The organism is Vogesella aquatica (assembly GCF_028548455.1).
GTDB lineage: Bacteria > Pseudomonadota > Gammaproteobacteria > Burkholderiales > Chromobacteriaceae > Vogesella > Vogesella aquatica.
Genome location: NZ_JAQQLF010000021.1, coordinates 1 through 11,991, shown reverse-complemented (window position 1 = coordinate 11,991; position 11,991 = coordinate 1). Strand labels below are relative to the sequence as shown.

At 62.3% G+C, this 11,991-nt stretch carries 8 protein-coding genes, 2 tRNA genes and 1 pseudogene; 5 read left to right on the top strand and 6 right to left on the bottom strand.

The window, feature by feature from the left end:
• Window positions 1-90: 90 nt before the first annotated feature.
• Window positions 91-750, bottom strand: coding sequence for a hypothetical protein (locus PQU95_RS14875; RefSeq protein WP_272752730.1), 660 nt, complete (start codon window positions 748-750; stop codon window positions 91-93).
• A gap of 297 nt (window positions 751-1,047) precedes the next feature.
• Here PQU95_RS14875 and PQU95_RS14870 point away from each other — a divergent pair, with 297 nt between their 5' ends.
• Window positions 1,048-3,552, top strand: a complete 2,505-nt coding sequence (locus tag PQU95_RS14870; protein ID WP_272752729.1) for an EAL domain-containing protein — start codon at window positions 1,048-1,050, stop codon at window positions 3,550-3,552.
• A 93-nt stretch (window positions 3,553-3,645) separates the two neighbouring features.
• Here the strand turns inward: PQU95_RS14870 and serS are convergent, their stop codons facing one another.
• From serS to PQU95_RS14850, 4 genes are all read right to left on the bottom strand, one after another.
• Entirely contained in the window at window positions 3,646-4,932 is a 1,287-nt protein-coding gene (gene serS, locus PQU95_RS14865) for a serine--tRNA ligase (RefSeq protein WP_272752728.1), read from the bottom strand.
• Between the two features lie 3 nt (window positions 4,933-4,935).
• Window positions 4,936-6,252, bottom strand: a complete 1,317-nt coding sequence (locus tag PQU95_RS14860; RefSeq protein ID WP_272752727.1) for a replication-associated recombination protein A — start codon at window positions 6,250-6,252, stop codon at window positions 4,936-4,938.
• Window positions 6,253-6,255: 3 nt separating this feature from the next.
• Window positions 6,256-6,861 carry an outer membrane lipoprotein periplasmic chaperone LolA gene (gene lolA / locus PQU95_RS14855; RefSeq protein ID WP_272752726.1) on the bottom strand — a complete coding sequence of 202 codons (606 nt, stop codon included), beginning with the start codon at window positions 6,859-6,861 and terminating at the stop codon, window positions 6,256-6,258.
• A gap of 144 nt (window positions 6,862-7,005) precedes the next feature.
• Entirely contained in the window at window positions 7,006-8,598 is a 1,593-nt protein-coding gene (locus PQU95_RS14850; protein WP_272752725.1) for an NAD+ synthase, read from the bottom strand.
• A 266-nt stretch (window positions 8,599-8,864) separates the two neighbouring features.
• On the opposite strand from PQU95_RS14850, the gene PQU95_RS14845 reads away from it, so the two are divergent.
• The 4 genes from PQU95_RS14845 (at window position 8,865) to PQU95_RS14830 (ending at window position 11,864) form a co-directional block, all read left to right on the top strand.
• Window positions 8,865-8,955 (top strand) — tRNA-Ser (locus PQU95_RS14845).
• A gap of 61 nt (window positions 8,956-9,016) precedes the next feature.
• Window positions 9,017-9,107 (top strand) — tRNA-Ser (locus PQU95_RS14840).
• A 116-nt stretch (window positions 9,108-9,223) separates the two neighbouring features.
• Window positions 9,224-10,258, top strand: a complete 1,035-nt coding sequence (locus PQU95_RS14835; RefSeq protein WP_272752724.1) for an adenosine deaminase — start codon at window positions 9,224-9,226, stop codon at window positions 10,256-10,258.
• A 58-nt stretch (window positions 10,259-10,316) separates the two neighbouring features.
• Complete coding sequence (locus PQU95_RS14830) at window positions 10,317-11,864, top strand: RHS repeat-associated core domain-containing protein (RefSeq protein ID WP_272752723.1); 1,548 nt, start codon at window positions 10,317-10,319, stop codon at window positions 11,862-11,864.
• On the opposite strand, the pseudogene PQU95_RS14825 reads toward PQU95_RS14830, so the two are convergent.
• Window positions 11,853-11,991: pseudogene (locus PQU95_RS14825) on the bottom strand (IS481 family transposase); the annotation flags it as partial. The gene PQU95_RS14830 and the pseudogene PQU95_RS14825 sit on opposite strands and share 12 nt — an antisense overlap.

Here is an 11,991-nt window from a genome sequence, read left to right as displayed (position 1 = left end):
AGAGCAAAATTCGACAAGGCGGCAGTATAACAGAGCGCAGGCAGCAAAAAGCCCGCCTAGGCGGGCTGGTTGGCTTGGTGCCGGGTGGCGTCAGGCGCTGGTGTTGATGCTGGTTTGTGCTTTGCCGGTATCGGCGCTGTCGGCTTTTTTCAGGCTGACGGCGTTGCCAGTAGGAATGCCTTCTTTTTCCCAGCGGTCGAACTCGGCCATGATCACCTTGCGGGTGTCTTCGCTGATCTGCGGCAGCTTGCCGCCCAGCATTTTGGCCGCGTCGTCAAAGCCTTTCTCTACCGCCTTGCGGAAGGTGGCCAGTTTTTCCGGGTCGTCGCCCATGCCCATTTTGGCGAAGGTCAAAATGCGTTCGGCAGTCTTGCGCACGCCGAACTCGCCGTCCTCGGAGACGGCCTCTTTCGCCTTGGCAATGGTTTCGGCGTCGGCGCTGAGCTTCTGCTCGCCGCTGACCAGCTTGCTCCACTCCAGGCCTTGTTTTTCCACCATGCCACCGAGCAGCTGCATGAACTCGTCTACCTTGCGGTTGGATTCGTCCAGCATGCTTTGCAGGTCCGGCTTGTCTTTGGCTGCGGTTTTGCGCGGGTCACTATAGGTTTGCGCCTCGTCCAGCGGGCGTTGCCCCAGCTCGACCTTTTCCTGGGTGTCGCCGGTGGCAGGTGGGCTGCTGGCCGGTGGTTTGGTATTGGCAGCTACGCTGGCAGGCAAGGCCGGGCGGCTGCTGATGCTGCTGATGTCCATCATGGCTCCAGTCAGAATGTACGGATAGGCATCTGCTTTATCGGCAGTTTTGGCCGGAAGGTGAAGGGTTTTTCTGTGCGCGGAATATAAATGACGTATCTATGGATGCGTGCGGCATTTTTGATAAGATGCTGTAGTATTTACACCAATCAGGGAAGGAAGGGCTGGGTGCGGGTGGCCTGTCACCGCAGATTACCCAAACTGGTATCTTTCTGGATTTTTCTTTGTATTGGCTTTCAAATGAGCTGGTAAACTGTAAATAGATATTTACTTATATGTTGTCCTCTGGAGTCTGGCGTGTCCTTATCGCATACCGTTGAAAGCATTGTGTCCCGGAATGTCCTGTGTTGCCCGCCCACCTTGTCGGTGGCAGAGGCGGCACGCGCCATGTGCGACGCTTTGTGCGGATCGATTGTGGTGGTGGACGAGTCGGGCGAGCCGGTAGGTATCTGGACCGAAACCGACGCCATCAAGCTGGATTTGCGGCAGGACGACCTGGCTGGCCAGGATATGGGCAGCGTGATGAGCGCGCCGGTACTGGGGATTGCACTGGATTGCCCCTTGCAAGACGCGACGCGCGTGCTGATGGAAAACAATGTACGCCACCTGATTGTGCGTGATGAACACGGCAAGATGGTAGGTGTGGTGTCGGCCACGGATATTCTGCTCAATCAGGACGCCGAGCTGTTCCTGCGCATGAAGCGGCTCGATAGCCTGGCGCGCGAATCGCTGGTGGTGATCTACGCCGAGGCTCCGGCGGCAGAAGTCATGCAGTGCATGCGCGATTTTTCCGTAGAAGCGCTGGCGGTGCGCTACGCCGATGGCAGCTGGGGCATCATCACGCGCCGTGACATGGTGCGCTTTCTGGCGCAGCCGGATGAAACGCGCTGTGCGGCCGACCTGGCCAGCTACCCCCTGCGTTCTGTGCCAGCCAATATGACCTTGCTGGCGGCGCGCAAGGTATTCATGGAATACCAGATCCGCCACCTGGGTGTGGTGGCGGACGACGGCAAGCTGCTGGCCATTATCAGCATGGCGGACATTCTGGCGTCAATCGAGCAGGAGTATTTGTCCGAGCTGCGCGCCGTGCTGCGTGAGCGCGACGAGGCCCTGCTGCGCTCGCGCGAGAGCCTGCAGCTGGCGGACAAGGTATTCGAGTCCACCATGGAAGGCATCCTGATTACCGACCAGAACGGCATTATCCAGTCGGTGAACCCGGCCTTCAGCCGCATTACCGGTTATACGCGGGACGAAGCGGTAGGGCAGACGCCAGCCTTGCTGAAATCCGGCCGCCAGGGAGATGACTTTTACCAGCGTATGTGGGGCCAGCTCAAGCAACAGGGTATGTGGCAGGGCGAGGTGGTTAACCGCCGCAAAAGCGGCCTGCTGTATACCGAGCACCTGACCATCACCGCCATTCCCGACGGCCACGGCGGGGCGCGTCACTACGTGGCGGTGTTTACCGATATCACCCAGCGCAAGCAGGCGGAAGAGCGCTTGCACTTTCTGGCCAACCACGACGCACTGACCGGCCTGCCCAACCGCACGCTGTTCGGCGAAAAGCTGCAGCTGGCGGTAGAGCGTGCGCTGGAGCAAACGCAGCGGCTGGCGCTGATCTTTATCGACCTGGACCGTTTCAAGCTCATCAATGACACGCTGGGCCACCAGGCCGGCGACGAGCTATTGGTCAAGATCGCCTGCCGTATCCAGAACCAGTTGCCAGCCGGGGCGGTAGCCGCCCGCCTGGCGGGTGACGAATTCACCGTGCTGGTATCGGGTGTTGCCCAGCCGAATGCCGTGGCCAGCCTGGCGCAAACCATGCTGGAAAGCATCACCGGCGAGGTGGTGCTGGGCGCGGGTAACAAGGTATTCGTGTCGGCCAGCCTGGGCATTGCCATGTTCCCCGACGACGGTAATACCGCCGAGAGCCTGCTGGTGAATGCCGATGCCGCCATGTATCGTGCCAAAAGCCGCGGCAAGAATACCTTCCAGTTTTACACTGCCGACATGAACGCCAGTGCCATGGCGCGCCTGAAGCTGGAGTACAGCTTGCATCGCGCGCTGATGAAGCAGGAATTCCAGGTGTGGTACCAGCCCAAGGTCGAAGTCGCCAGTGGCCACCTGGTGGGCATGGAGGCGCTGATACGCTGGCAGAACCCGGAGATGGGCATGGTGCCGCCAACCGAATTCATTCCGGTGGCGGAAGAGTGCGCGCTGATCGTGCCGCTGGGTAGCTGGGTGCTGCAAGAGGCTTGCCGTTTCAGCAAGGCGCTGCTGGACGAGTTCGGTTTTCATGGCCGCGTGGCGGTCAACCTGTCCGGGCGCCAGCTCAAGTTTGGCCAGATCGTGGACAGTGTGCGCGAGATACTGGCCGATAGCGGCTTGCCGGCGTCCTGTCTGGAGCTGGAAATGACCGAGAGCACGGCGATGGATACCGATGTGGAGGTGATGAAAGCGCTGGAAGGCCTGCGCGATATCGGCGTCACGCTGGCGATTGACGATTTCGGCACCGGCTATTCCTCGCTGGCCTACCTGAAGCGCTTGCCGGTGCAGGTGCTGAAGATCGACCGCTCCTTCATCAAGGATCTGGACCACGACCGTGACGACGCCGCCATCGCCTCGGCCATTATTTCCATGGGCCGCAGCCTGGGCTTGTCCATTGTGGCCGAGGGTGTCGAGCTGCCGGCGCACCGTGACTTCCTGCAGGCCGAGGGCTGCCACATGGCGCAGGGCTACCTGTTTGGCAAGCCTATGCCAGCCGAAGCTTTCCGTAGCATGTTGCAGGCCGAGCTGGCGCACTGAGCCTGCGTTGTGGCTGGCAAACAAAAAGCCGATGCGTGAGCATCGGCTTTTTGTTTGCCAGGTTGGCCGCTTGCGGCCAACCTTCAGCACGGCTTAGCCGCCGATCTTGTCGCGGCCACCCATATACGGGCGCAGCACTTCGGGGATGGTGACGCTGCCGTCGGCGTTCTGGTAGTTCTCCAGTACCGCCACCAGCGTGCGGCCCACCGCCAGGCCGGAGCCGTTCAGGGTGTGCACGTAGCGGTTCTTGCCGTCGGCGTCCTTGAAGCGGGCCATCATGCGGCGTGCCTGGAAGTCGCCCATGTTCGAGCAGGAGCTGATCTCGCGGTAGGTGTTCTGCGCCGGCAGCCACACTTCCAGGTCGAAGGTCTTGTGGGCGCCAAAGCCCATGTCACCGCTGCACAGTGCCATCACGCGGTACGGCAGGCCCAGTTGCTGCAGGATGACTTCGGCGTGGCCGACCATTTCGTCCAGCGCGGCAAACGAGTGATCCGGGTGGGCGATCTGTACCATTTCCACCTTGTCGAACTGGTGCTGGCGGATCAGGCCGCGGGTGTCACGGCCGTAGGCGCCGGCTTCGGAGCGGAAGCAGGGCGAGTGGGCGGTAAACTTCAGCGGCAGCTCGTCGTGCTTCAGTACCGACTCGCGCACCATATTGGTCATGGTAATTTCCGAGGTGGAAATCAGGTACTGCGCCTGGGCAGCGGCTTCGCCACCACGCTCCACGCGGAACATGTCTTCGGCAAACTTCGGCAGCTGGCCGGTGCCGTACAGTACGTCGCTGTTGACGATGTACGGGGTGTAGGTTTCGCTGTAGCCGTGCTGTTCGGTGTGGGTGTTCAGCATGAACTGCGCCAGTGCGCGGTGCAGGCGGGCGATGTCGGCGCGCAGCACGGTAAAGCGTGCGCCGGACAGCTTGGCGCCGGTTTCGAAGTCCAGGCCCAGCGGTGCGCCCACGTCGACGTGGTCCTTGATGTCGAAATCAAAGCTGCGCGGGGTGCCCCAGCGGCGCACTTCCACGTTGCCGCTCTCGTCTTCACCAGCCGGTACCGACTCGTGCGGCAGGTTGGGGATGGTGAGTAGCCAGTTGTCCAGGCGGCTTTGTACGGCGGCAAAGGCGTCTTCGGCGGCCTTCAGCTCGTCACCCAGCGAGGCAACCTGCGCCATGATGGCGGACACGTCTTCGCCGTTTTTCTTGGCAATGCCAATCTGCTTGGAGCTGCTGTTGCGCTGGGATTGCAGGTCCTGCATGCGGGTTTGCAGGGATTTGCGTTCGGCTTCCAGGCTGTTGAAAGCGTCTGCTTCCAGGGTATAGCCACGGGCGGCCAGGCGGGCAGCCACTTCTTCGATATTGCTGCGCAGCAGTTGAATGTCCAGCATGTTTCAGTCCTGTTTCTTGGTATTGGCTTCGTCATCCAGCTGGCGTAAAAACGCCAGCTTGTCGGCAATCTTGCCCTCCAGCCCGCGCGGCACCGGCTCATACCAGCGCACGTCTTCCAGGCCTTCCGGCATATAGGTTTCGCCCGCCGCATAGGCATGCGGCTCGTCGTGGGCGTAGCGGTATTCGTGGCCGTAGCCCAGCTCTTTCATCAGCCGGGTAGGCGCATTGCGCAAGTGTACCGGTACCGGGCGCGAGCTGTCGCCTGCCACGAAGGCACGGGCTGCATTATACGCCATGTAGCCGGCATTACTCTTGGCGGCTATGGCCAGGTAGATCACCGCCTGGCCCAGCGCCAGCTCGCCCTCGGGGCTGCCCAGGCGCTCGTAGGTGGTGGCGGCGTCGTTGGCGATCTGCATGGCACGCGGGTCGGCCAGGCCGATGTCTTCCCACGCCATGCGCACGATGCGCCGCGCCAGGTAGCGCGGGTCGGCGCCGCCATCCAGCATGCGCGTCAGCCAGTACAGCGCGGCGTCGGGGTTGGAGCCGCGTACCGATTTGTGCAGAGCCGAAATCTGGTCGTAGAAGGCGTCGCCGCCTTTGTCGAAACGGCGGGCGTTGACACTGAGCACCTCGGCCAGAAAGGCGCTGTCGATGCGCGCGGTCTTGCGCGCCAGCGCGGCGGTGCGGGTTTGTTCCAGCAGGTTCAGGAAGCGGCGGGCGTCGCCGTCGGCGTAGCCTGCCAGCGCGCTGCGGGCGTCGTCATCAAAAGCCAGGCCGTCCAGCGCACCGTTGGCCGCAGCGCGGTCGAACAGGGCGTGCAGGTCGGCCTGGGTGAGTGGTTTCAGTACATAGACCTGGGCGCGCGACAGCAGCGCGGCGTTCACCTCGAACGAGGGGTTTTCGGTGGTGGCGCCGATGAAGGTGAGCAGGCCGGATTCCACAAACGGCAAAAACGCATCCTGCTGGCTTTTGTTGAAGCGGTGGACTTCATCCACAAACAGGATGGTGCGCCGCCCGCTGCGCTGCAGCGTGGCGTGGGCGCGTTCTACCGCTTCGCGGATGTCCTTGACGCCGGACAGTACGGCCGACAGCGGGATGAAGTCGGCATCGAAAGCATTGGCCAGAATGCGTGCCAGCGTGGTTTTGCCCACGCCGGGCGGCCCCCACAGCATCATGCTGTGCGGTACTTGCGCCTCGATGGCCATGCGCAGCGGTTTGCCGGGGCCGATCAGGTGCTGCTGGCCGATGACGTCGTCCAGCGACGCCGGGCGCAGCGCCTCGGCTAGCGGCTTGTGCGGCTCGCGTGCAAACAGGTCCATCGCTTACTCGCTGACCAGGTCCACGCCCTTGGGCGGGGTAAAGCTGAAGTTGGCCGCAGGCAGTGCCGGGTTTTTCTTGATGTCGCTAAAACGGATGCGGGTCTGGTTGCCAAAGCTGTCGCCCAGCTCCATCTCCACCAGCTGGTTGTTGCTGAAGCCCATCTTGATGGATTCAAAGGTGTTGTCGGCTTTTTTGGGGCTGGCAGCCAGCCACTCCACATCACCCTGCTTGCCCATTTCGCGCAGCAGATAGTCGCGCTCGATGGCGTTGCTGCCGGCCAGTAGTGCGGCGGGGCTGCTACCCAGCGCGCCGGCCTGCTTGCGCTTGGTGATTTGCGCCAGCTCTTTGTCGTAGATCCACAGCGTGTTGCCGTCGCCCACGATCAGCTGTTCGAACGGCTTGCTGTACGCCCAGCGCAGCTTGCCGGGGCGTTGCAGCTCCATCACGCCGCTGGCGGTTTCCTGCTTGCCTTTGCTGCTGACGGTCTGGCTAAAGCTGGCCGACAGCGTTTTGGTGCTGCTGACAAACTGTTTGAGCTGGGCAATGGCGGCGGCGTGGGCCGGTGCGGCCAGGGCAAGGCAGAGCAGGGTACTGGCGATGATCTTCATGGTGTTCCTTGTGCGGGGTCGTGGCAGTGTGACCGCCGGTGCGGCGGGGGATTCGCACTGCTTAACAAGGCTTAACACTCTGGCGGGCAGTGCATGCCGCCAGTGAGGTGCGGCCAACCCGGGCAGGTTGGCCGCAGTGGCGCTTTAACTGAAGCGGTTGGTGATGGGGTAGCGCCAGTCTTTGCCGAAGCCGCGGTGGGTAATGCGCGGGCCGACCGGTGCCTGGCGGCGCTTGTATTCGTTGATTTTCAGCAGTCGTACCACCTTGTTGACGTCGGCTTCGGCAAAGCCGTCGCGGATGATTTCGGCGGCCGACATATTGTGCTCCACGTAGCGTGCCATGATGGCGTCCAGCACCTCGTACGGCGGCAGGCTGTCCTGGTCTTTCTGGTCCGGGCGCAGCTCGGCCGACGGTGGGCGGGTGATGATGCGCTCGGGGATGATGTCGCCCTGGGTATTGCGCCAGCGGCACAGGTCGAATACCAGCGTCTTGGCCACGTCTTTCAGCACGGCAAAGCCGCCGGCCATGTCACCGTACAGCGTGCAGTAGCCGGTGGTCATCTCCGATTTGTTGCCGGTGGTCAGCACCAGCTTGCCGGTTTTGTTGGACAGTGCCATCAGCAGGGTGCCGCGAATGCGTGCCTGCAGGTTTTCTTCGGTGGTGTCCATGGCCAGGCCGTCAAACGACGGCGCTAGCGCCGCCATGAAGCTTTCGTACATGGGCCAGATTTCGATTTCGTCGTACTTTACGCCCACGCGCTGCACCATGTCGCGGCTGTCGTCCACGCTGATGTCGGCGGTGTAGCGCGACGGCATCATCACGGCGTGTACGCGTTCGGCGCCCAGGGCGTCCACGGCGATGGCCAGCGTCAGCGCGGAGTCGATGCCGCCGGACAAGCCCAGCAGCGCGCCGGGGAAGCCGTTTTTGTTGATGTAGTCGCGCACGCCTACCACCAGCGCGCGGTATACGCTTTCCAGCTCGCCGGGCAGGGTGGCCTGGCTGGCCGGGGCGAGGTCGCCGTCGTGGTAGTCCAGCAGCAGTAGCTCGTCGTCGTAGGCTGCGGCCTGGGCCACCAGTTCGCCTTGTTTGTCCAGCGCGAACGAGCCGCCGTCGAATACCAGTTCGTCCTGGCCGCCGGTGAGGTTGACGTAGGCGATGGGCAGGCCGGTTTCCTGCACACGGTAGCGCAGCATTTCGTGTCGGGTGTCGATCTTGTTGCGGTGGAACGGCGAGGCGTTCAGCGACACGATGACATTGGCGCCGGCGTCGGCGGCTTCGGCTGCCGGCTCGATAGACCACACGTCTTCGCAGATCAGCACGCCGACCTGTACACCATTTTGTTCGAATACCAGCGGCGCGGCGCCCGGGGTGAAGTAACGGCACTCGTCGAAGACTTCGTTATTGGGCAGCAGCATCTTGTGGTACTGGCCCAGGCGGTGGCCGTCGCGCAGCACAGTGGCGGCGTTGAAGCGTTCGTTGCCCAGCTTGGCCGGGTGGCCGATCACCAGCGTAATGCCGTCCAGCTGCTCCAGCTCGTCCAGGCCGGCGGCAATGGCGCGGTAGAAATGGTCGCGCAGCAGCAGGTCTTCCGGGCTGTAGCCGGTCAGCGCCAGCTCGGGGGTCACCAGGATGTCGGCCCCTTGCGCCATGGCTTGCTGGGCCAGGGTCAGGATTTTCTGGGTATTGCCGGTGATGTCGCCAACAACCGGGTTGAACTGGGCTAGGGCAATGCGCATCGTGTGTTCACGGGGTGTGTTTTGCAATGCCGCAATTCTACCTGAAGCCGCGCAGGCTGGCTGCTGGCTGCGAGCCTGCGCCGGAATGCGCAATGCGATCAAGGGCTTGGCCTGGCCAAGTGTGGCTGGCAGGCACGGCCAGTTGGCTGTGTGGCGCGGTAAGTATGCATTTTTTTGTAAAAAAGCTTGCCAAGGCGGGGGGGCTTCACTAGAATGCGCAGCCTCTGACGACAAAACGCCGCAAGGCCGGTCGAAAAGAGCCATCTGGAGAGGTGGATGAGTGGCTTAAGTCGCACGCCTGGAAAGCGTGTTCAGGGTAATACCCTGACGGGGGTTCGAATCCCCCCCTCTCCGCCAGTATTTACAATCTGCGCCCAGCCGGAGATTGCCGCAGCCCAAGCTGCCAGCAACATATTCTGGAGAGGTGGATGAGTGGCTTAAGTCGCACGCCTGGAAAGCGTGTTCAGGGTAATACCCTGACGGGGGTTCGAATCCCCCCCTCTCCGCCAGAATCAAAAAGCCCTGCGCACTAGCGCGGGGCTTTTTGCTTTGCTACCCGGCGCTGGCTGGGGCTATCACGAATGACCGCGCCGCACGCTGCGGCCAACCTTGCAGAAAGCCCGCCATGACCCACCCCGTAGACGCGCTGATCGCGGCGCTGCCCAAAACCGAGCTGCACCTGCATATTGAAGGCACGCTGGAGCCGGAGCTGATGTTTGCCCTGGCCACCCGCAACGGCATCACGCTGCCGTACGCCAGCATCGACGCGCTGCGTGCCGCTTACCAGTTCGACAGCCTGCAATCGTTTCTGGACCTGTACTACGCCGGCGCCGGTGTGTTGCAAACCGAGCAGGACTTCTACGACCTGACCTGGGCCTACCTGGAACGCGCGCACGCCGACCGCATCGTGCACACCGAGATCTTCTTCGACCCGCAAACGCATACCGACCGCGGCATCGCCTTTGCCACGGTTTACCACGGTATCCGCCGTGCGCTGGACGCCGCGCAGGCGCAGTGGGGCATGGGCTCGCGCCTGATCATGAGCTTTTTGCGCCACCTCAGCGAAGAGGCCGGCATGGCGGTGCTGGACCAGGCCGAGCCGTATCTGGCGGGTATCGACGGCTTCGGGCTGGATTCCAGCGAGCTGGGCCACCCGCCGTCCAAGTTTGCCCGCCTGTTTGCCCGTTGCCACGCGCTGGGCCTGCCTTGTGTGGCGCATGCGGGCGAAGAAGGCCCGGCGGCGTATGTGGTCGAGGCGCTGGACCTGCTGCAGGTGTGCCGCATCGACCACGGCGTACGCAGCCTGGAGGACGAGGCGCTGGTGCAAAGGTTGGCCGCAGACCGCACGCCGCTCACCGTGTGCCCGCTGTCCAACCAGCGCCTGCAGGTCACGCCGGACCTGAGCCGGCACCCGCTGCGCCGCATGCTGCAGGCCGGCCTGGCAGCCATGGTGAACTCGGACGACCCGGCTTACTTTGGTGGCTACCTGAACCAGAACTTCTACGCCTGCCGCGAGGCCTTGGGCCTGAGCGATGCTGAAGTAGTGCAGCTGGTGGACAATAGTTTCGAGGCTAGCTGGCTGCCGGCGCAGGACAAGCAGCGCTGGATGGGTGAGGTTGGCCGCATCCATGCGCAGTGGCAGGCGGCGCAGGCGGGCTGATTGCCGGCTCTGGCGTCGTAAAACAACAAGGCCACGGCTATGCCGTGGTCTTGTGCTTTTGCGGGCAGGCCGCGCGCAACGACTCAGCAATGCGGCCACCGGTAAGACCTACTGGCAAGCCGATAGCCTCGACGCCGCCGGGCGCGCCACCCGCCAGCTGTTTGCCGGCGGCAGCGCCGCCGTCAACCGCGTGTACAACAACCGCGACCGGGTCGAGCTCGTCGATGCCGGTGCCGCCTTCCAGGAACGTTACCTCTACGACAGCGTCGGCAACCTCAAAACGCGCAACCTGAAGATCACCGCCGGCACCCCGTACCAGTACAACGAAAACTTCAGCTACGACGAGTTGAACCGCCTCACCAAAGCCAGCGGTGACAACCCGGTCAGCACCCAGGACATCGTCTACGACGAACTGGGCAACATCACCTACAAGAGCGGTGTTGGCAGCTACAGCTACCCCGCCAGCGGCCCCGGCGTGGTACGCCCCCATGCCCTGACCGCCCTCAAAGGCGTAGACGGCATCGAGCGCGGTTTTGACTACGACGCCAACGGCAACCTGGTTCGCAATGAAAACCGCCTCGCCAGCTGGACCAGCTACAACCTGCCCAAAACCCTGGAAGGCTATGGCCAGCGTGAAGAATACTGGTACGACGCCGAACACGAGCGCATCAAGCAAGTGTCCAGCAAATACGGCACCCAGCTGTACTTCAACCCCGGCAAAGGCAGTGGCCTGTTCTACGAGAAAACCATCGGCACCGATGGTAAAGTCGAACACAAGCACTACCTCACCGCCCTGGGTGACGTCATTGGTGAAGTCGTCAAACGCGACAACCCGGCCGCCGGCCAGGCCGCAGAAGAAGAACGCTACTGGATCAAAGACCACCTGGGCAGCAACCGGGCCATCATGGGTAGCAGCGGCCAGCTGCTGGAAAGCCTGGGGTTTGACGCGTGGGGTAAACGGCGCTACGCCAGCGGGCAGACCGACGCGGCCAACCCGGGCATTGCCGGCCAGACGACCGACCGCGGTTATACCGGCCACGAGCACCTGGACGAGCTGGGTCTGATCAACATGAATGCGCGGATTTACGATCCGCTGCTGGGGCGTTTCCTGAGCCCCGATCCGGTGATCGATGGTGTCGATAATATGCAAGGGTACAACCGCTATGCATATGTATCGAATAACCCGTTAAGTTATAGCGATCCTTCAGGAAACTTTAAATGGCGTCCGGTTCTGGCAATCGCAGCAGCTGTTGCAGTGCCATGGGCAGCAACCCAAATCTACGGTCTGTCGACGATCACTGCCGGCGCTTTGGGGGGATTTACATCCGGGGCCATTAGTACGGGTCGATTGAGTGGTGCGTTGCAGGGGGGGGCAACGGGTGCCATGTTTGCTCAGGTAGGTAACGTCACCGCTGGGCAGCCAGTTAAAAATATCATTGGGCACTCTGTTGCAGGTTGTGCTAGTGCAGTAATGGGTGATGGTGATTGCGGTCGTGGTGCGGTTTCTGCTGCGGCAGGGGCTGCATGGAGCAATTACGTGCCGCAACCAGGAATGTGGGGCGTAGATTTAGCTGGTGCCTCACTGGCAGGTGGCCTAACTGTCTAGTCCCGGACGATTACGCACCTGCTTTTTGAACAGTTCGGGATGTGATTTCTGCCACTGTTTCATCGCCAGCAAGGGGGGCTGATGCGCCAGCATCCTTTGCGGCAGATGCTGGTTGTACAACAAGACA

Bases quoted from the DNA above. Each gene is read 5' to 3' on its own strand.
- PQU95_RS14850 (WP_272752725.1), bottom strand. From the start codon at position 8,598: ATGCGCATTGCCCTAGCCCAGTTCAACCCGGTTGTTGGCGACATCACC.
- PQU95_RS14875 (WP_272752730.1), bottom strand. From the start codon at position 750: ATGGACATCAGCAGCATCAGCAGCCGCCCGGCCTTGCCTGCCAGCGTA.
- lolA (WP_272752726.1), bottom strand. From the start codon at position 6,861: ATGAAGATCATCGCCAGTACCCTGCTCTGCCTTGCCCTGGCCGCACCG.
- PQU95_RS14860 (WP_272752727.1), bottom strand. From the start codon at position 6,252: ATGGACCTGTTTGCACGCGAGCCGCACAAGCCGCTAGCCGAGGCGCTG.
- serS (WP_272752728.1), bottom strand. From the start codon at position 4,932: ATGCTGGACATTCAACTGCTGCGCAGCAATATCGAAGAAGTGGCTGCC.
- PQU95_RS14835 (WP_272752724.1), top strand. From the start codon at position 9,224: ATGACCCACCCCGTAGACGCGCTGATCGCGGCGCTGCCCAAAACCGAG.